The sequence below is a fragment of the Micromonospora sp. WMMD975 genome, from assembly GCF_029581215.1.
GTDB lineage: Bacteria > Actinomycetota > Actinomycetes > Mycobacteriales > Micromonosporaceae > Micromonospora.
The window spans coordinates 5412542-5432087 of sequence record NZ_CP120739.1 but is presented as its reverse complement, the minus strand read 5'-3'; the positions used below and the strand labels follow the sequence as shown (position 1 = coordinate 5432087).

Below are 19546 nucleotides of genomic sequence, written 5' to 3'. Positions count from 1 at the left end.
GGCTGAGGAGTAGCGCAAAGCACCCTGTTGGGTCCTGAAGGAACAATCCGCAGTGGTTGTTTTTTCGGAGCCGAAGTCCGAGGCGTTGTCTCGGGTTGGCGCCAGGCATGGCCTGGTCTCGCATACCGCCGGCGGTTGCCGGGTTGTTGGTGTGGGACGTGTCGGGTTGTGGGTTGGTTGTTTGTTGAGAATTGCACAGTGGACGCGAGCATCTTTGTGGTCAAGTTGTCAAGGGCGAACGGTGGATGCCTTGGCACCAGGAGCCGATGAAGGACGTGGGAGGCCGCGATAGGCCTGGGGGAGCTGTCAACCAAGCTGTGATCCCAGGGTGTCCGAATGGGGGAACCCGGCATCAGTCATGTGATGTCACCCGCACCTGAACACATAGGGTGTGTGGGGGGAACGCGGGGAAGTGAAACATCTCAGTACCCGTAGGAAGAGAAAACAAATAGTGATTCCGTGAGTAGTGGCGAGCGAAAGCGGATTGAGGCTAAACCGGCTGCGTGTGATACCTGTCAGGGGTTGCGTGGTCGGGGTTGTGGGACCCTGCTCAACAGACTGACATCTGTTGGAGGAGTTACAAAGCCAGTGGTTAGTCGAACAGTCTGGAATGGCTGACCGTAGACGGTGATAGTCCGGTAGGTGAAAGCTGCTGGTCTTCTGTGGGTGTTCCCGAGTAGCGGCGGACTCCTGAAATCTGCCGTGAATCTGCCAGGACCACCTGGTAAGCCTAAATACTTCCTGGTGACCGATAGCGGACGAGTACCGTGAGGGAATGGTGAAAAGTACCCCGGGAGGGGAGTGAAATAGTACCTGAAACCGTTCGCCTACAATCCGTCGGAGCCTTACGGGGTGACGGCGTGCCTTTTGAAGAATGAGCCTGCGAGTTAGTGGCATGTGGCGAGGTTAACCCGTGTGGGGGAGCCGTAGCGAAAGCGAGTCTGAATAGGGCGTTTTTTAGTCGCATGCTCTAGACCCGAAGCGGAGTGATCTAGCCATGGGCAGGCTGAAGCGCGGGTAAGACCGCGTGGAGGGCCGAACCCACCAACGTTGAAAAGTTGGGGGATGACCTGTGGTTAGGGGTGAAAGGCCAATCAAACTCCGTGATAGCTGGTTCTCCCCGAAATGCATTTAGGTGCAGCGTCGCGTGTTTCTTGCCGGAGGTAGAGCACTGGATGGTCTAGGGGGCCCACAAGCTTACCGAAATCAGCCAAACTCCGAATGCCGGTAAGTGAGAGCGCGGCAGTGAGACTGCGGGGGATAAGCTTCGTAGTCGAGAGGGAAACAGCCCAGATCACCAGCTAAGGCCCCTAAGCGTGTGCTAAGTGGAAAAGGATGTGGGGTCGCATAGACAACCAGGAGGTTGGCTTAGAAGCAGCCACCCTTTAAAGAGTGCGTAATAGCTCACTGGTCAAGTGGTTCCGCGCCGACAATGTAGCGGGGCTCAAGCACACCGCCGAAGCTGTGGCATTCACATTTCAACCTCGTCTGGTCTTGATATCAGGTGCAGGTGTGTGGATGGGTAGGGGAGCGTCGTGCCGGGGGTGAAGCGACGGGGTGACCTAGTTGTGGACACGGCACGAGTGAGAATGCAGGCATGAGTAGCGAAAGAAGGGTGAGAAACCCTTCCGCCGGATGACCAAGGGTTCCAGGGCCAGGCTAATCCGCCCTGGGTGAGTCGGGACCTAAGGCGAGGCCGAGAGGCGTAGTCGATGGACAACGGGTTGATATTCCCGTACCCGCGAAAGAGCGTCCCTGATGAACCTCGTTGTGCTAACCACCCGAACTGCGTGATGTCTTCGGACGGATTGTGGGGAGCGTGGGAACCTGGCGGGTAGTAGTCAAGCGATGGGGTGACGCAGGAAGGTAGCTGATCCCGGCCGGTGGTTGTGCCGGGGTAAGCGTGTAGGCCGTGTCGTAGGTAAATCCGCGGCGCATGTAGGCTGAGACGTGATGCCGAGCCGATTCAGGTGAAGTCAGTGATCCTATGCTGCCGAGAAAAGCCTCTAGCGAGTTCTGAGCGGCCCGTACCCCAAACCGACACAGGTGGTCAGGTAGAGAATACCGAGGCGATCGGGCGAACTGTGGTTAAGGAACTCGGCAAATTGCCCCCGTAACTTAGGGAGAAGGGGGGCCGGAGACGTGAAGCCCCGCGCGGGTGGAGCGTTGTATGGCCGCAGAGAGCAGGGGGAAGCGACTGTTTACTAAAAACACAGGTCCATGCGAAGAAGTAATTCGATGTATATGGACTGACGCCTGCCCGGTGCTGGAACGTTAAGGGGACCTGTTAGCTCTTCGGGGCGAAGCGGAGAACTTAAGCGCCAGTAAACGGCGGTGGTAACTATAACCATCCTAAGGTAGCGAAATTCCTTGTCGGGTAAGTTCCGACCTGCACGAATGGCGTAACGACTTCCCCACTGTCTCAACCACAGGCCCGGCGAAATTGCATTACGAGTAAAGATGCTCGTTACGCGCGGCAGGACGGAAAGACCCCGGGACCTTTACTATAGCTTGACATTGGTATCTGAATTAGCTTGTGTAGGATAGGTGGGAGCCGGTGAAGTCTATACGCCAGTATAGGTGGAGGCAATCTTGAAATACCACTCTGGTTGATTTGGGTATCTAACTTCGGACCGTTATCCGGTTCAGGGACAGTGTCTGGTGGGTAGTTTAACTGGGGCGGTTGCCTCCTAAAGGGTAACGGAGGCGCCCAAAGGTTCCCTCAGCCTGGTTGGCAATCAGGTGTTGAGTGCAAGTGCACAAGGGAGCTTGACTGTGAGACTGACAGGTCGAGCAGGGACGAAAGTCGGGACTAGTGATCCGGCACTGGCATGTGGAAGCGGTGTCGCTCAACGGATAAAAGGTACCCCGGGGATAACAGGCTGATCTTCCCCAAGAGTCCATATCGACGGGATGGTTTGGCACCTCGATGTCGGCTCGTCGCATCCTGGGGCTGTAGCAGGTCCCAAGGGTTGGGCTGTTCGCCCATTAAAGCGGTACGCGAGCTGGGTTTAGAACGTCGTGAGACAGTTCGGTCCCTATCCGCCGTGCGCGTAGGATACTTGAGAAGGGCTGTCCCTAGTACGAGAGGACCGGGACGGACGAACCTCTGGTGTGCCAGTTGTCCCGCCAGGGGCACGGCTGGTTAGCTACGTTCGGAAGGGATAACCGCTGAAAGCATCTAAGCGGGAAGCTCGCTTCAAGATGAGGTATCCCACCCACTTTGTGGGGTAAGGCCCCCAGCTAGACGACTGGGTTGATAGGCCGGAAATGTAAGCCCGGTAACGGGTTCAGTTGACCGGTACTAATAGGCCGAGGACTTGACTACCAAGCTGCTACGCGTCCACTGTGCAACTCTGAACAAACACCACCCGCCAGGGGTTGGTTGACATGTTCATAGAGTTACGGCGGTCATGGCGGAGGGGAAACGCCCGGTAACATTCCGAACCCGGAAGCTAAGCCCTCCAGCGCCGATGGTACTGCACTCGGGAGGGTGTGGGAGAGTAGGACACCGCCGGACAAACCTTCAGTTCAGGGCCACCCCCACGGGGTGGCCCTGAACTGCGTTCGGCGGGAATCACCACGGGCAGGGTGCCGCATCTCGTACCGTCGAGCCGGGACCGCCCGGCGGGTTCCCCGCCGGCCTGGCGGTTTCGGAAACGTGACATGGCGTACGGCAGGTTTGCGATCGGGACGGACCTGCCGGGGTACAGGAGTGGTCATGGAGATCGGAATCATCGGGTCGGGGCACATCGGGGGCACCCTCACCCGTCGTCTGAGTTCACTCGGCCACGACGTCGTGGTAACCAACTCCCGCGGTCCGCAGAGCCTGACCGACCTCGCCACGGAGACCGGCGCCCGGGCTGCCGGCCTGGAGGAGACGGTCCAGGGCGCGGAACTGGTGGTCGTCGCGATCCCGCTGAAGGCGGTGCCGCAGCTACCCCCGGCAGTCTTCGAGGGCAAACTGGTCGTCGACGCGAACAACTACTACCCGCAGCGGGACGGCGATGTCGCCGAACTGCTGGACCGTAGCCTCAGCTCCAGTCGCTGGACGGCCGACCACCTCAAGGGTGCCCGGGTGGTGAAGGCGTTCAACAACATCCAGGCAGCGCACCTGATGGACGAGGGCAAGCCGGCCGGCTCCCCGGGCCGGATCGCCCTGCCGGTGGCCGGTGACGACGCGGACGCCAAGCGGGTGGTCATGGGGCTGGTGGACGAGCTGGGGTTCGACGCGGTCGACGCCGGCACGCTCGACGAGAGCTGGCGTCAGCAGCCCGACACGCCTGTCTACGGCACCGACCGCGATGCGGACGGCGTGCGGGAGGGGCTGGCCGCGGCGCGGCCCTGAGCGCGCCGAGCAAAAGCACCGAGCAATGAGGGAAGGCCCCGCCAGGCGGGGCCTTCCTCGTGTCCGGGGTCAGGCGTTCGGATCCTTGGCGCAGATGAAGCGCGGCTCGGCGTCGTAGCGCCAGCTGAACTTCTCCCGCTTGATCACCTTGCCGTCCTTTTTGATCACCCGGAACGCGTCCTGGGCGAATCCGATGCCGCCGGCCGCGGAGATGCAGCTCGGGCCCGGCTTCAGGTAGACGGTCTTCGGCTGGGTGATGTTACGGCGGGGGCCGTACTCGGTCTTGACGCTGTCATAGATCTTGGTGCTCCAGATCGACACGGTGATCGAATCGGCCGTGTACGAGGTGTCGATGAGCACGCCGTGCGGGGTGTTGTTGCGAAACTTGAAGTCGAGCTGCGGCCAGTAGATGGTCGACTCGATCACGGCCGGGTAGCGGCTGAAGTAGAACGAGTGCGGCTTGTGCTCGACGTCCTCCATGCCGGCGTAGTAGGTGGCGTTGAACAGCGTCGTGGTGAACTGCGAGACGCCGCCGCCCACGCCGGGCACCAGCTTGCCGCCCACGATCGTGGGCGCGTCCTGGTAGCCCTGGTCGTAGCCGCGCTCCCCGGTGTGCGCGTTGAGCGAGAAGGTCTCCCCCGGCCGCACGATCGTGCCGTCCACGTCCTTGGCCGCCTGGACGATGTTCTGGCTGCGGGGGGAGGAGAGACCACCGGTGAACCGGGTGGTGAAGGTGGAGACCCGCTCCTTGATGCCCAGCTCGGCCAGCTTGGCCTCGGTCAGCTCGGGGGCGGCCGGCTTGAGCTCGGCGGTCACCGTGCGGTCGTCCGCCTTGGGCAGCACCGCCAGCAGCGCCGGGCCGAGCGCGGCGGCGTCGACCTGGCGGCCGGCGCGGCTGGGCACCACCTTCGGCTTGCCGCCGCTGATGGTAAGCCCGGCGTCGCGCGGCTCCTTCTCAAGCTTCGTCAGTTTGTCGCCGAGCGCGGTGCGCAGCCGCTTGACGTCGACGCGCGGGGTGATCGTGCCGGCGTCGTCGGTCGAGAAACGCAACGATCGGGCGATGGCGGCGGGTGGGATGGTGACCGAGCCACCACCTGTGGTGAGCGTGACGGGCGCGGCGACGGCCGGCCGGGCCAGCTCGGTGACGAGCCGGTCCACCTCCTCGCGGCTGGTCGCCGGCCACTTCTCCACGAGCGGCACGGTGACCGGTCGGGCGGCGAGCCACGCGGAGGTGACCGCCGGCGTCGCGCCGGCCGGGTCCACGGTCAGCGCCGGCTTCGGATAGACCGGTTTGGGCGTGGTGCCGGTCCAGATGATGGTCGGCACGGTCATCTCCTGACCCTGGTCACCCATCACCTCGCGCAGGGCGGCGTCGAGCCGGTCGGTGTCGACAGTCACCACCGGGTCGACCGCGCGCGAGCCGACCAGCCGGCTCACCGCGTGCGCGTCGGCGGCGGCTGCCGCCGCCACGGTGGCGTCCACGTCGATGGCGAGCCCGACGTCGGCCGGGTTCAACTCGGCCTTCTTCTCCCCGACCGTGACCGCCAGCGGAGCGTTCAGCGCGTCGGCCCGGCGCTCCAGCTCGGCGCGGAGCGCCCGGGCGGCCTCCGCTCGGCTCCGGCCGCCCAGCTCGGTGCCGAGCACTGTGGTGCCGCGGGGGACGTCACCGGCGTACGCGTAGGCGCCGACGCCGATGCCGCCCGCGAGCAGGGCGGCGGTGAGCCCGCCGGCCAGCAGCAGCCGGGCGCGTCGGGAGCGGGTGGGCCCGCCGCCGTCGCCGGTGGGCGGTGTGGCGACCGGCTCCAGCTCGACTCCGGGCCAGCTCACCGCCGCTACCTTGACGGTGGGCCGGTCGTCGGCAGCCGGCATCTTTTCGCCGTGCATCGTCACTCAACCTCGATCGGAAGTACATGCGCGGGGACCGCTTCCCCCGCGGGAGACACCTACGGTAACCAACGCTCGGGCCGGTCGGGAGTCTCCGGCCGGCGGTCGTGTCGGGCGGGCGGCGGTGTCGTACCGATCACCCGTTTCGGGTCCCCGTTCCGGCGCTGATCGTGACACGGTGGGCGGGTGTTGGCGTACGGCGGCGGATGGCTGGACCGGGCGGCGGCGTTGCGCGGTGACCCGGGGTGGCTCGCGGCGCGGTTGACCGATCCGGCGAGCGTGCTGCTGCCGCTGTGGCGCGATCGGTGCCTCGTCGACGCGGTGCGGGCACCGGTGCGGCCGGCGGTGGTGGACGCGGCCGGGCTGCTCGCCGGTGCGGACGAGACGGTCTTCCTCGGGTTGGACGAGGGGCGGGCGCTGTTCGCCGTCGACCTCTCCGGCCGGGGCGAGGGCGAGGCGTGCGAGCTGGCCGGCGCGGTCGAGGCGGTGGACGTCCGGGCGCTCGTGGGTGAGCTGGGCGCGGCCGAGGCGGCCGTCCTGGCGTACGCGAAGGGGTTGTTGCACTGGCATCGCGGCCAGCGGTTCTGCGGTGGTTGCGGCGCGGCGACGGTGGTCGGCTCGGGCGGGCACCTCCGCTCCTGCGGCGGCGCGGGCTGCGGCCGGTTGCTGTTCCCGCGGATCGAGCCGGCGGTCATCATGCTCGTCGAGGCGCCGGGTGAGCCGGCGCGTTGCCTGCTGGCCCGGCATCGGGGCGCGGCGGAGGATTCCTGGTCGACGCTCGCCGGGTTCGTGGAGATCGGCGAGAGCCTGGAGGACGCGGTCCGGCGGGAGGTCGGCGAGGAGGCCGGGGTGGCCGTGGGCGAGGTGGTCTACCAGGGCTCGCAGGCGTGGCCGTTTCCCGCTGGGCTGATGGTCGGCTTCCGGGCGACGGCGGTGTCGACGCGGGTTCGGGTCGACGGCGAGGAAGTGGTGGAGGCGCGGTGGTTCACCCGGGCGGAGCTGCGGGCCCGGGTGGCCGCGGGGCGTCCCCTCGGCCGGATCGACTCGATCGACCGCCACCTGCTGGGGTCGTGGTTGGACGCGCGGGCCTGATCCGTCCTCCGGCCGGCGGCCGAGCCTGACCGGACGGGTGACGGTCTCCTCACACCCAGCCCCTTTGCAGCTTGCCGTTACCAAACTGTGATGTTTGGGTGCGACGGCTACCGCTGGTGAAACCGGCCCGGCGTCCCGTCGTAATCGTGTCGTTTTGCCCAGGCCGCCGAGTCGCCGGGATGTTAACCGTTGGTAACCACAATCGATCTTGATACCACAGTTGTGTTACCCGCCAGTAGCAAGGGTCTTGTGAGCTCTGTCGCTTCGCGAGAGCATCCAATCCGCGACCGCGCGCCCCGTTCGGCACAACGGCTTCCGCGCCGCCCCGCAGCTTTCCCGTCCCGCGTCGCGACCCGCGTCCGGTGACGCACCCCCGTCGAGGAGGACTTTGTGAGTGACCAGGTGAGTGGTGGCACCCGCTGGCGGCGCTTCGCCGCGATGATGGTGCCGGCGACCGTCGTGGCCGGCGGCATCGTGCTGGGCATGGCCAACGGCGCCATCGCGGCGTCGTTCGCGGTGTCGGGGCAGACCTTCAAGGTCGGCGCCTCGACGCTTGTCGGCAACGGCTTCAAGCAGTACGGCGGCATGGTCGAGGAGAAGAACGGCACCAAGCACCCGGTGGCCGTCTCCGAGATCGCCGACGCCAAGCTCTACGACCTCTGCCAGTCGGTCGACGCCAGCCTGCCGGGCATCCCGATCGTGCTGACCATCAACGCCGGTGGCGGCGGCAAGCCGGCCACCGCGACCAACCTGCTGATCGACATGGACTCGCTCGAGGGCGATGCCACGTTCGAGAACATCCAGATCGGCCGCGACGCCAACGAGCTCAACGCGAAGCAGGGCCAGCCGGGCGCGTTCGGGCAGAGCGCCGACGTGGTGACCATCAAGGGGCTCAAGCAGGTGGCGCGCTCGACGAGCGCCGGTGTCTTCACCCTCAACGGGCTGAAGCTGAAGGTCAACGTGGGCAAGGACGCCAAGGAATGCTTCTGATCTGAGGGCGAGGCCCGCGGAGGGCGCCCTCCGCGGGCCTCGACCATGTCTCACCCCGTCAGCACCGCCAGGAGGAGTACGTGACAACCGCCGAAACGCGGCAGGCCCGGCCCGGTCGGCTCGGCCAGGCGTGGCGTGGCTTCCGCCGGTGGCGCCGGGAGCGGCCGTTCTGGGGTGGACTCTTCACCGCCCTGGCCGGTCTGGAGATCTTCGGCACCACCCAGATGAGTTTGAACGGCCTCTCGTTCCAGATGGGGCCCACCGGCTTCCTGTCCTGGCTCATCCCGACCATCCTCGTGGCCTGCGGCATGCTGCTCTGGTTCAGCCCGGCCCAGCGGATGTTCTACGCGGTGGTCGCGGCGATCACCGCGCTCTACTCGCTGATCGGGGTCAACCTCGGCGGCTTCTTCATCGGCCTGCTGCTCGGCATGGTCGGCAGCGCGCTCGGCTTCGCCTGGGTGCCGAGCAAGAAGGCGGACCCCCCGGCGACGCCCGTGGATCCGGTCGACGAGCCGGCGGAGGAGCCGGCCGACGAGCCGCAGCCGGCCCTGGTCGACGAGCTGCTGCCCCGGCAGCGGGAGGACGACACCACCGGAGTCCTCACCGACACGCTGCCCGCGCCGCGCAACCCGCTGCGCGAGGCCGCGCCCACGGAACCGGCCGTCGAGACGCCGGACGCCGACACCCCACGCCGCCCGGGTCACCCGCCCAGGACGTACGCGATCCTGCTCGTCCTCGCCGTCTCCGCGGCCGGGCTGCTCGCGGTCCGCGACCAGCGGCCGGCGGTCGCCGCGCCGGCTGCCTGCCCGACCACATCGGCGCCGGCGCCGAAGCCGAAGCCGAAGCCGACCGCCTCGAAGACCGCCTCGGCGTCGCCGTCGGCCAGCCCGAGCGCCACCGCCCCGGCCGAGCCGGAGGAAGAGGACTCGGACGGCAACCTGCTGACCGACATCGTCGACGGCATCACCGGCCTGTTCACCGGTGGGAAGGACAAGGCCGAGCCGGCACCGTCACCCTCGACCGCCGCCGCGAGCGGAAGCGCCACGCCGAAGCCCGGCGGCAGCGCGAAGCCGTCGACCCCGGCGAAGCCGGACGCCGACTGCGACGACGCCGACCCGGCCCCGACCAAGCCGAAGCCGGTCGAGGAGGGCAAGCCGCTGCCCAAGCTGGCCGCCGACCCCGACCAACCCCTCGTCGCCGACCCGCCCTCGCTGCTCACCGGCTCCAAGGTCACGATGACCGGGCTGCGCTTCGAGGGCATCGTCGAGCTGCCCACCTACCGCGGCAAGCTCAAGTGCCTGAAGTTCACCATGGACAAGGCGGTGACCGATGACTTCACGCTGCTTGCGAGCGGCCCGGCGGGCAAGAAGCAGCGGTACGTCACCGACGAGCTCACCGTCGAGGGTGACGTCGCGTTCTACGCCACCCGGTTCGTCGGGCGCGTGCTCGGCATCAAGATCACGCTGACGCCGGACCTGCCGTTCCCGGACGGCATTCCGGTCACCTCGCCGATTCCGCTCAGCTTCGACGACCCGGTGATCACGCTGGCCTACGAGCACTCGAAGAAGCTCAGCGCCACGCCGAAGCTCCGGGTCGACCTGGCCTGACCGGACGACGAAACGGCCGGGGTCGGAAGAACCTCCGACCCCGGCCGTCGCGTTCGGGGAAACTCAGATGCGGGCCAGCGCCCGGCGCAGCGGGTCGAGCCCCAGCGCGCCCAGGTCGAGCGCCTGACGGTGGAACTCCTTCAGGTCGAAGTCGGCGCCCTTGCGGGCCTTCGCCTCCTCCCGGGCCTGCAACCAGATCCGCTCGCCCACCTTGTACGAGGGCGCCTGCCCCGGCCACCCCAGGTAGCGGTTCAACTCGAAGCGCAGGTTCTCGTCCGGCACCCGGCAGTGCGCCCGCATGAACTCCCAGCCCAGCTCCGGCGTCCAGCGCTCGCCCGGGTGGAAACCGAACGGGTTGTCCTTCGGGATCGCCAACTCCAGGTGCATGCCGATGTCGACGATCACCCGGGCGGCCCGCAGCGCCTGCCCGTCGAGCATGCCGAGCCGGTCGCCGGGATCGTCCAGGTAGCCCAGCTCGTCCATCAGCCGCTCGGCGTAGAGCGCCCAGCCCTCACCGTGCCCGGACACCCAGCAGAGCAGCCGCTGCCAGCGGTTGAGCAGGTCGGCCCGGACGGCGGTCTGGGCGACCTGGAGATGGTGACCCGGCACGCCCTCGTGATAGACGGTGGTCACCTCGCGCCAGGTGGAGAATTCGGTGATGCCCTGCGGCACCGCCCACCACATCCGCCCCGGCCGGGAGAAGTCCTCGCTCGGCCCGGTGTAGTAGATGGCGCCGTCGCTCGTCGGCGCGAGCCGACACTCGATCCGGCGGATCTGCTCCGGGATGTCGAAGTGGGTGCCGGCGAGCTCGCTGATCGCGCCGTCGGCGAGCGCCTGCATCCAGTCGCGGAACGCCTCCTTGCCCCGGATGGTCCGCGCCGGGTCGGCGTCGAGCGCGCGGACCGCGTCGTCGATCGTGGCACCGGGGCCGACGATCCGCCCGGCCACCGTCCGCATGTCGGCCTCCAGGCGGGCCAACTCCGCGAAACCCCAGGCGTACGTCTCGTCCAGGTCGACCTTCGCGCCGAGGAAGTACTGCGAGGCCAGTTCGTAGCGCTCCCGGCCGGCGGCCTGCTTCTGCCGCCCCTCCGGGGCCAGCTCGGTGCGGAGGAAGTGCCCGAACTCGGCGGTGGCCGCGGTCGCGGCGGCGGCGCCCTTGCGCAGCTCGGCGCCGAGCGGGCCGTCGGAGTCGAGGCGTTCGACCAGGCCGTGGAAGAAGTTGTCGCCGTCCGGGTCGACCCAGGCGTCGCACTGCTTGGCGACCTCGACCAACTGCACCTGTGAGCTGACCCGGCCGACCGCCGCGGCCTCGCGGAGCGTGCGCTTGTAGCCGTCGAGCGCCGACGCGAAGCGGTTGAGCCGGGCGGCCACGTTGGCCTTCGCCTCCTCGCCGTCGGTCGGCATCAGGTCGAAGACCATCCGGAGCTCGTGCAGCCCGCTGGCGATGACGTTGACCTCGCTGGTGAGCTCGCCGGCGTCGTACCGGGCGAGTTCCAGCCCGAGGCGTTCCTGCATCGCCTCCTGGGCGATCCGCTCCGCCTCGGTCTCCGGCTCGATGACGTCGAGTTCGCCGAGCGTGCGCCGGGTCAGTTCGGCGCGGGCCGCGTACCCGTCGGGGGAGAGGTCGTCGAGCTGGTCGTCGTAGCCGGCGATGCCGACGTAGGTGGCGCCGGTCGGGCTCAGCGGAGCCCACTGGGCCACGTATCGGTTGGCGAGGTCATCGATTCGTCCCACGGGGCGACCCTACGTGACCGGACCGCCCCGGTGTCGAGCGTGTTCGCCGTGTCAGGGCAGCAGGTCCGCCGGATCGAAGTCGATCGGGAACGGCAGGTCCAGCTTGAGTCGTTGGCCGCTGACGGCCTGGGCCGTGCCGACGTAGCCGCCGTCGTCGAGCGTCAGGAATTCGACGCCGACGTGCCGGATCTGGCGGGCGATCTGCATCTGCATGAAGTACGGCACCCCGGCCTCGGCGCAGCGACGCGGCTTGTCCACGAAGTCCTGGCGTCGACTGCCCGGCGACACGAACTCCACCGCCATGGTGCACAGCCGGGCCGGGATCCAGCGGTCCTCCTGGTCGGTCCCGGGCAACGTGTGCAGGATGGTCAGGTCGGGCTGGATCCAGCGATCGGGGGTGAAGGTCAGGTTCACCTGACCGAAGACGTAGTAGCCGGCCTCCTTCGCTGCCGGCTTGAGCAGGTGCATCAACTCACCCTCGGCATAGCTGTTGGTGGCGGTCTCGGCGGGGGTCATGACCAGCCTTCCGTCGATGCACTCGTAGCGCGTGCTCGGCAACTCGCGCAACGGGAGGTAACGGTCGGCGAGCCCGGTGGTCCACATGCCGTCGAAATCGACGAGCGGATCGAAACGCATGGGCATGGCCATCGACGTGTCACCTCCTCGACCGGTCAACGCTCCCACTGTAGGTCGGTTGCTGTGGCGGTCGACACCACGTCCGATTTTCGCGCGACTTCGTCGTACCCGAGGGGCAGAGTGTCAGGGGTGACCGTCGAGACCGCTCCTGACCGGGCGCCACTGCGCAGTTGGCTGCCCGGGTTCGTCGCACTTGCCGCGATCTGGGGTTCCAGCTTCCTCTTCATCAAGGTCGGGGTGAGCGAGCTGCATCCCGTGCACCTCACCCTCTACCGGGTGGCCACCGGCGCGGCCACGCTGCTGGTGGTGCTGGCCGTGCTGCGCGACCGGCTGCCCCGCGAGCCCCGGATCTGGGCCCACCTGCTGGTGGTGGCCGCGTTCGGCGTCGCGCTGCCGTTCACCCTGTTCGGCTTCGGCGAGCAGCGGGTCGAGTCCATGCTCGCCGGCATCTGGAACGCCACCACGCCGCTTATCGTGCTGCCGATGGCGGTGCTCGTGTTCCGCACCGAACGGCTGACCGCGCGGCGGGCGGTCGGGCTGGCGCTGGGCTTCGTCGGCGTGCTCGTGGTGCTCGGCGTCTGGGAGGGCGTCGGCGGCGCCCACTTCACCGGCCAGCTCATGTGCTTCGGCGCGGCGGCCTGCTACGGCCTGGCGATCCCCTACCAGAAGAGGTTCATCGCCGGCAGCACGCACTCCGGCCTGTCGCTGTCGGCCGCCCAACTGCTCGTGGCGAGCGCGCAGCTCGCGCTTGTCGCACCGTTCGTGGCCGGTGCCCCGCCGGTGCCGACCGGCCTGTCGTGGCGGGTGGTGGGGAGCGTGCTCGCGCTGGGCGCGCTCGGCACCGGGCTGGCCTTCGTGATCAACATGCGGAACATCCGGCTGGCCGGCGCCAGCACGGCGTCCACCGTGACGTACCTGATCCCGGTCTTCGCGGTGCTCGTCGGCGCCGTGGTCCTCGGCGAACGGACGAACTGGCACCAGCCGGTGGGGGCGTTCGTCGTGCTTGTCGGCGTGGCGGTCGCGCAGGGCCTGTTCGGCCGGCGTCGCCCCGGCGCGCAGCCGGTGGCGGCCGCCGTCCCGGAGTCCGAGTCGGCGCCTGCCGGCGATCCGGTGATCCAGGCGGCCGTCCGGGGCTGACCGCTCAGCCCCGGCTCGTCGTCCACCTCACCAGGCGGTCGGCGGTCCAGGTGTTGACCACCCGGTCCGCCGGTACGCCGCAGCGCGCCGCGCGCTCGCAGCCGAAGCGCTGCCAGTCGAGCTGCCCGGGGGCGTGCGCGTCGGTGTCGATGGCGAACCGGCAGCCGGCCTCCAGGGCGCGGCGGATCAGCCGCTTCGGCGGGTCCTGCCGCTCCGGCCGCGAGTTGATCTCGACGGCCACGTCGTGCTCCGCGCACGCGGCGAAGACGGCATCCGGATCGAAGTCGCTCTCCTTGCGGGTACGCGCCCGGTGTCCCTTGTCACCCGGGCCGGTCACGCCGGCCGGCCGGGACGACACCATCCGGCCGGTGCAGTGCCCCAGGATGTCCAGGTGCGGGTTGGCGACCGCGGTGAGCATCCGGCGGGTCATCTTCGCCCGGTCGTCGTTCAGGCCGCTGTGCACCGAGCCGACCACCACGTCCAGCCGGGCCAGCAGCTCGTCGGTCTGGTCGAGCGAACCGTCGGCGAGGATGTCGACCTCGATGCCGGTGAGGATGCGGAAGCCCTTCGGCAACGCCTCGTTGACCGCCGCCACGTGGTCGAGCTGCCGGCGCAAGCGGTCCGCGGTGAGCCCCCGGGCCACCTTGAGCCGGGGCGAGTGGTCGGTGAGTACCAGATATTCGTGGCCCAGCTCGACCGCGGCCAGCGCCATCTCCTCGATCGGTGAGCCGCCGTCGGACCAGTCCGAGTGGCTGTGGCAGTCGCCGCGCAGCGCGTCCCGCAGCTTCGCCGCCTCCTCGTCCAGGTCGGTGCCCTCGGTGGCCAGCAGCCGGCGCAGGTAGACCGGCTCCTCGCCGGCCAACGACTCGGCCACGCAACGGGCGGTGACGTCACCGACGCCGGCCAGCTCGGTCAGCTTCCCGGTGCGGGCCCGCTCGGCCACCTCGCCGCTCGGCAGCGCGCCGAGCGCGTTCGCCGCCGACCGGAACGCCCGTACCCGATAGGTGGCCTCGTTCGCCCGCTCCAGCAGGAACGCGATCCGGCGCAGGTCGGCGATGGGATCCCGGGCACTCATGCCCTGGAACCTACGCGCTCCGGCCGCCCGCCGTGCGCCGGCGGACCGCGCGTCGGGTCACCCGCCCGAGCCGGAGCGACCCGGCGACTTCGGACAGCCGTGCTTGCGCTGCCAGGCGGTGACCTCGGCGACCGGGGAGCGGTTGCTGCCCTTGCGCCAGGAGTTCAGGTAGGGCGCCGGCCAGACCACGCCCCGACGGATCCACCAGTCGTCGTGGCCGGTGCACTTCGGCGACAGCCCGAAGTGCAGGTGGCACACGTTGTTCGCGTTGCCCGTGCGGCCCACCTTGCCGAGTTGCTGCCCGGCGCGGACGCGTACCCCGGCGTCCACGTTGGCGGTGATCGCGCTCAGGTGGGAGCCGTAGTAGCGCACCCCGTCGTCGCCGAGCAGCGACACCGAGAGCCCACCGTTGTTCGGCCCCAGCGGACCACGCTTGTCGAACCGGTCCACCCGGCTCACCTCAAGGACCACGCCGTCGGTGACCGCCACCACCGGCTCACCGCAGTCGGCGAAGATGTCGGTGCCCGGATAGCCACCGTGCGTCGGGTGGTAGTCGACGTTGCCGGCCCGGACCGGGAAGACCCGCCGCGTCGCCGCGCGGGTCGGGGTCGGGGTCGGGGCGACGGACGTGGCCGGGCTCGCCGTCGGCGCCGCAGGCTGCGCCGCGGTCACCATCGGGCTGGGATCCTGCCACGCGTCGGCGGGCGCTTCGGGCCGGTCGCACCCGGCGGCGAGCGCCGCGACGAGCAGCAGGACCGGGTACGCCGGACGCGCGCGGCGTCCGATCGATGGCGAGCGCATCCGATCATCCTGGCAGACCACTACCGTAGGAACGAACGCCGAGACCCACCCACGACGGGGTGTCACTGTGCGTGATGTCGCGGGCGTGGTCCAGGGGAGGGAGCAGCGGTGGCGAACGGGTGGCACGGCGGATCCGAGCAGACCGGCCCGGCGGTGTTCCACCCGCCGCCGCGTACCCCGTCGGGGCTCTTCCCGTCCGGCGGGTCGACGCGGCCCAGCTACCGCGAGCCGTACCCGGTCACCGGCGCGGGCGTCGCGATCGGCGCGGTGGCCACGTTCGCCTGGCTGCTGCTGTTCGGGCTGGTCGGCCGCGACGTGGCCGGATACGCCTGGTGGACGCTGCTGGCCGGCGGGCTGGCCTGGGCGGTGGCCGCGGTGCTGGTCCGACACGGCGACCGCGGGGTCGCCACCGGCGTGGCGATCGTCATCGCCGGCGGCTGGAGCATCGCCGCGGCGATCGTCGCCGTGCGGTGGGCGCAGACCGGCGACTGGCCGCTCTGGTGACCTTCGGTGCCGGTTTCGCTGCGTAGCGAAGACCATCTTGACGTACGGGCGGTGACGGTTCACGCTCGCCGTATGGCCTGGACCACACCGCCGCGGCTCGACCCCGATCGGAGCCGCCGACGCCTTCAGATCCTCGCCGAGTTGGCCGGTGCCCGAGCGGTTCAGCAGCGCGAACGGCCGCAGCGGGCGCACAGCGCGCGTCTTCGCCAACTGATCGCCACGCGTCGCCGCGTCACCGGCTGACCGGCTTTCTCCAGGAACGGCCGGCCCCTTACGGGGCGTTGACCGGTCGCCCGCCGACCCGACCGGTTAACGTGCATCGCGTGAGTTGTCGGCGTGCCGCCGAAGCCAGTTTGGGGGGACCGTGTCGTACTTCGCTGCTGCCGTGGCGCGCGTCGACGGCGGCTGGAGCGCCGGCGAGGTGAGCCTGCGGGGAGTCACCGACATCGAGGAGGCGGCCGACCGCCTGCGCGACGTCGAGCCGGACGCGGACATCTCGCTGCTGTTCGTCGAGGCGGACGACACCTACCTGGTGGTCCTGCGCCTGGACGAGGGCGAGGACCTGCGCGTGTTCGGCTCCGACTCGGCGTACGCGGAGGAGTCCCGGCTGGGCGCGTTGCTCGTCGGCGACCTGAAGACCTCGGTCACCGGCCTGGAGGAGGTCGACGAGCCGCGCCCGTCCGGCGGCGACGACGAGACCGAGGAGCAGCCGGCCGTGGACCCGGAGGCCGACCCGGTGGGCGACGCCGACCTCCTCGCCGACCTGGGCATCTCGGCGCAGAAGCTGCTCGCGCTCTGCGCGCACGACGGCAACATGCCGGCCGACGTGACCGCCGAGATCTGCCAGGTGCTCGGCTGCGCGGACGAGGTCGAGGAGCTGCGTGAGGTCTGAGCCCGGCGAGCATGTGACGCCCGGCGCCACCGAGCCGGCCGACGCCACCGACCCGGCGCTGGAGACCGTGGGGACATCGCGTCCCGGCCCCGGCGCCGACGAGGGGCTGACCGACCCGGGCACGGTGGGCCGCCGGCAACGGCACGAGCTGTGGATGCGCCGGGCCCTTCAGGTCGCGGCGACCGGCCCGGACGGCGGGCCGCCCGCCGAGGGCGTCGACGACGTGCCGGTCGGGGCGGTGCTCTACGGACCTGACGGCGCCGAACTGGCGATCGGACGCAACGAGCGGGAACTGACCGGTGACCCCACCGCACATGCCGAGGTGCTGGCGCTGCGCCGGGCCGCCCGGCGGCTGGGCCGGTGGCGGCTGGACGGCTGCACGCTCGTGGTCACGCTGGAGCCGTGCACCATGTGCGCCGGAGCGATCGCGCTGGCCCGCGTACCGACAGTGGTGTTCGGGGCGTGGGAGCCGAAGACGGGCGCGGTCGGCTCGCTCTGGGACGTGCTGCGCGACCGCCGCCTCCCGCACCGCCCCGAGGTGTACGGCGGCGTCCTCGCACCGGAGAGCGCCGCGTTGCTGCGCGCCTTTTTCAGGTAAGGCGGGGGCCCCGCTTAACGCATCCGGTAGAGGCGGGGCCCCCGCTTAACAAGCCGCCGCCCCCCGGCACCGGGCGGTGGCGGGGGCGGGCGGAAACGGGACGGTCAGGCGATGGCGGTGTCGAGGGCGATCTCGACCATCTGGCCGAACGTCTGCTCACGCTCCTGCGACGTGGTCTTCTCACCGGTCTTGATGTGGTCGCTGACGGTCAGGATGGTCAGCGCGCGGGCCTTGAACCGCGCCGCGATGGTGTAGAGCGCCGCCGACTCCATCTCCACCGCCAGCACGCCGTAGTCGGCGAGCGTGTCGTAGAGGTCCGGCCGGTCGGTGTAGAAGGCGTCCGCGGCCAGGATCGGGCCGACCCGCATGCTGATGCCGCGCCGCTCGGCCACGTCGACCGAGGTACGCAGCAGCCCGAAGTCGGCCACCGGGGCGTAGTCGATCAGCCCGTCGAAGCGCATCCGGTTCATGTTCGAGTCGGTGGACGAGCCGATCGCGGCCACCACGTCCCGCAACTGCAGGTCCTCGGTCAGGGCGCCGCAGGAGCCCACCCGGATCAGCGTCCGCACGCCGTAGTCGTTGATCAGCTCGTGGGCGTAGATGGAGGCGGACGGCATGCCCATGCCGGAGCCCTGGACGGAGACGTCGACGCCGTTCCACCGGCCGGTGAAGCCCAGCATGCCGCGCACCGTCGTGTAGCAGCGGGCCTCCTCGAGGTAGGTCTCCGCGATCCACTTCGCCCGCAGCGGGTCGCCCGGCATCAGGACCCGCTCGGCGATCTCTCCCGGCTCAGCGCCGATGTGCGTACTCATGGCAAAGATCCTGCCAGGCCGGCCGACGGGATACCGGCTCGGCGTCCGTACCGGTGGTCCTGTACCCTCGTCGGCGGTGGCGTGTCCGAGTGGCCTAAGGAGCACGCCTCGAAAGCGTGTGAGGGTTTACGCCCTCCGCGGGTTCAAATCCCGCCGCCACCGCCAATCGCCGAAGCGCCCGGAATCCCCGGGCGCTTCGTCGTCAGCAGGGGCCGTAGCCCTCGTCGAAGAGGCGGCGGGCCCAGTCCGCGTACCCGACGATGATCTTTCGGACGGTGACGCCGTCGTGCAGGAACAGGTATCCGCGGTCGCCGTCGCGGGCCAGCAGCCCGGCGAAGCGGTGGCTGCCGGGCGGGGCCGGCAGCGCGGCGGCGCCGGGGTACGCGGCGCGCACCTCGGCGACCGGTGTGCCGGCGCTGATCCCCTCCGGCGTGGTTATCGGGTCGTCGAGCCAGAGCAGGACGAGCCGGTCGTCGACGAAGATCGGGCTGACCGAGCCGTGTCCGGCAAGTGTGGGCCCGCAGGCGTCCTCGTCGGTGCGCAGCAGGCCACGCCGGGTCAGGTCGTCCTCGGTGGCGCCGAACTCCGCGTTGCGCAGGCCGTTCAGGCTGACCACCTCGGCGGCGCCGACCGGCCGGGCCGCCACGTCCGGTCCCTGTGGACGGACGCCGCTCCCGGTGGCGGAAGCGGCGACCAGCAGTGCGGCTATAAAACCGAATTGTCGTGATTTCATGTAATCCCCCAGTCCCCAACGGGACCGGGGCGAAGAGGTTGCTGGTGCCGGCCGGATTGGCGCGATTCCCATTCTTCGGCCAGCTCGTCCCAGTAGTCGGCGGACAGCCCGCGCCGGCCGTGCGCCAGCCAACCGTCCGTGTCCCGTTCCAGATGCAGGCCCAGCTCGGCGAACGGGTCGATCCACGCGCCCGGCTCGACGCCCAGCCGGGCCAGCGCCGCGTTGATCGGCCACTCGGCGCGCGGCCGGTCCAGCGCGCCGTCGTGGCGCGGCCCCCAGCTCACCTCGCCGCCCAGCCACACCACGGCCGCCTGGTGGCCCAGCCCGCCGGCGAACTCCGCCTCCAGGTATGCCACCGGGCCGGGCCTCGACCAGCGGGCCAGCAGCTCCGCCAGCGGCGGGGAGAGGACGAGCCGGAACGGACGCACGGCGCACGGCTCGTCGGTGGCGAAGTCCGGCGGCGCGCCGGTCAGCTCCGCCACGAGCTGCGGGGTGACCGGCAGCAGCGCGAAGTCCTGCCGGAGCGCGGCCAGCACCGCGTGGTCCAGGTCGGCGGTCTGCTCGCGGAGCAGCTCGACGTCCGCGACCACGGCGCTGAGCTGGTAACTCATCCGATCCCCCAGGTGCGTCCACAGGCTGTGGATAGAACATGTGTACGACGGGGATGGTGGAAAACCCCCGGTCGTAGCCGGATGGTTTCCGG

General features: G+C 69.4%; 16 protein-coding genes, 1 tRNA gene and 2 rRNA genes. 11 read left to right on the top strand and 8 right to left on the bottom strand.

Translation table 11 applies throughout. The features are described from left to right. Positions 1-218: 218 nt before the first annotated feature. From O7613_RS24150 to O7613_RS24140, 3 genes are all read left to right on the top strand, one after another. Positions 219-3328: ribosomal RNA gene (locus tag O7613_RS24150) — 23S ribosomal RNA — on the top strand. A 75-nt stretch (positions 3329-3403) separates the two neighbouring features. Continuing rightward, positions 3404-3520 (top strand): 5S ribosomal RNA (gene rrf, locus O7613_RS24145). A 201-nt stretch (positions 3521-3721) separates the two neighbouring features. Then, positions 3722-4348 carry an NADPH-dependent F420 reductase gene (locus O7613_RS24140; protein WP_281586130.1) on the top strand — a complete coding sequence of 209 codons (627 nt, stop codon included), beginning with the start codon at positions 3722-3724 and terminating at the stop codon, positions 4346-4348. A gap of 69 nt (positions 4349-4417) precedes the next feature. Here the strand turns inward: O7613_RS24140 and O7613_RS24135 are convergent, their stop codons facing one another. Continuing rightward, complete coding sequence (locus O7613_RS24135) at positions 4418-6232, bottom strand: VanW family protein (protein ID WP_281586132.1); 1815 nt, start codon at positions 6230-6232, stop codon at positions 4418-4420. Between the two features lie 186 nt (positions 6233-6418). On the opposite strand from O7613_RS24135, the gene nudC reads away from it, so the two are divergent. The 3 genes from nudC (at position 6419) to O7613_RS24120 (ending at position 9921) form a co-directional block, all read left to right on the top strand. Further along, positions 6419-7324: an NAD(+) diphosphatase gene (nudC, locus tag O7613_RS24130; protein WP_282290136.1), complete on the top strand. Its 906-nt coding sequence runs from the start codon at positions 6419-6421 to the stop codon at positions 7322-7324. A 390-nt stretch (positions 7325-7714) separates the two neighbouring features. Next, positions 7715-8314 (top strand): DUF6230 family protein, encoded by a 600-nt coding sequence (locus O7613_RS24125; protein ID WP_281586136.1) that lies wholly within the window; start codon positions 7715-7717, stop codon positions 8312-8314. Between the two features lie 80 nt (positions 8315-8394). Further along, positions 8395-9921, top strand: a complete 1527-nt coding sequence (locus O7613_RS24120) for a DUF6114 domain-containing protein (protein WP_282290135.1) — start codon at positions 8395-8397, stop codon at positions 9919-9921. Positions 9922-9984: 63 nt separating this feature from the next. Here the strand turns inward: O7613_RS24120 and O7613_RS24115 are convergent, their stop codons facing one another. Together O7613_RS24115 and O7613_RS24110 are read right to left on the bottom strand one after the other, a co-directional pair. After that, positions 9985-11655 carry a DUF885 domain-containing protein gene (locus O7613_RS24115; RefSeq protein ID WP_282290133.1) on the bottom strand — a complete coding sequence of 557 codons (1671 nt, stop codon included), beginning with the start codon at positions 11653-11655 and terminating at the stop codon, positions 9985-9987. A gap of 51 nt (positions 11656-11706) precedes the next feature. Next, entirely contained in the window at positions 11707-12303 is a 597-nt protein-coding gene (locus tag O7613_RS24110; RefSeq protein ID WP_282290132.1) for a Uma2 family endonuclease, read from the bottom strand. Positions 12304-12420: 117 nt separating this feature from the next. Here O7613_RS24110 and O7613_RS24105 point away from each other — a divergent pair, with 117 nt between their 5' ends. Further along, positions 12421-13428, top strand: a complete 1008-nt coding sequence (locus O7613_RS24105; RefSeq protein ID WP_282290131.1) for a DMT family transporter — start codon at positions 12421-12423, stop codon at positions 13426-13428. A gap of 4 nt (positions 13429-13432) precedes the next feature. Here O7613_RS24105 and O7613_RS24100 read toward each other — a convergent pair whose 3' ends face one another. Together O7613_RS24100 and O7613_RS24095 are read right to left on the bottom strand one after the other, a co-directional pair. Then, a complete protein-coding gene (locus O7613_RS24100) occupies positions 13433-14503 on the bottom strand; it encodes a PHP domain-containing protein (protein ID WP_281586144.1) in 1071 nt (356 codons plus the stop codon). A gap of 57 nt (positions 14504-14560) precedes the next feature. Continuing rightward, positions 14561-15304 carry a M23 family metallopeptidase gene (locus tag O7613_RS24095; protein ID WP_282290130.1) on the bottom strand — a complete coding sequence of 248 codons (744 nt, stop codon included), beginning with the start codon at positions 15302-15304 and terminating at the stop codon, positions 14561-14563. Positions 15305-15457: 153 nt separating this feature from the next. Here O7613_RS24095 and O7613_RS24090 point away from each other — a divergent pair, with 153 nt between their 5' ends. The 3 genes from O7613_RS24090 to O7613_RS24080 all read left to right on the top strand — a co-directional run bounded on the left by O7613_RS24090 (position 15458) and on the right by O7613_RS24080 (position 17298). Then, the gene (locus O7613_RS24090) at positions 15458-15808 is read left to right on the top strand and encodes a hypothetical protein (protein ID WP_282294605.1); all 351 of its coding nucleotides are present in this window, start codon (positions 15458-15460) and stop codon (positions 15806-15808) included. Between the two features lie 364 nt (positions 15809-16172). After that, complete coding sequence (locus O7613_RS24085) at positions 16173-16700, top strand: tRNA adenosine deaminase-associated protein (protein WP_282285347.1); 528 nt, start codon at positions 16173-16175, stop codon at positions 16698-16700. A 67-nt stretch (positions 16701-16767) separates the two neighbouring features. Next, positions 16768-17298 carry a nucleoside deaminase gene (locus tag O7613_RS24080; RefSeq protein ID WP_348775423.1) on the top strand — a complete coding sequence of 177 codons (531 nt, stop codon included), beginning with the start codon at positions 16768-16770 and terminating at the stop codon, positions 17296-17298. Between the two features lie 104 nt (positions 17299-17402). On the opposite strand, the gene deoD is transcribed toward O7613_RS24080, so the two are convergent. Next, a complete protein-coding gene (deoD, locus tag O7613_RS24075; RefSeq protein WP_281586150.1) occupies positions 17403-18110 on the bottom strand; it encodes a purine-nucleoside phosphorylase in 708 nt (235 codons plus the stop codon). 75 nt (positions 18111-18185) lie between these two features. Between deoD and O7613_RS24070 the strand changes: the two genes are divergently transcribed. After that, positions 18186-18275, top strand: a tRNA-Ser gene (locus O7613_RS24070). Between the two features lie 37 nt (positions 18276-18312). Here O7613_RS24070 and O7613_RS24065 read toward each other — a convergent pair. Beyond that, entirely contained in the window at positions 18313-18843 is a 531-nt protein-coding gene (locus O7613_RS24065) for a hypothetical protein (protein WP_282290128.1), read from the bottom strand. Beyond that, positions 18840-19454, bottom strand: coding sequence for a hypothetical protein (locus tag O7613_RS24060; RefSeq protein ID WP_282290127.1), 615 nt, complete (start codon positions 19452-19454; stop codon positions 18840-18842). Before O7613_RS24060 ends, O7613_RS24065 begins: the two co-directional genes overlap by 4 nt. Positions 19455-19546: the final 92 nt, after the last annotated feature.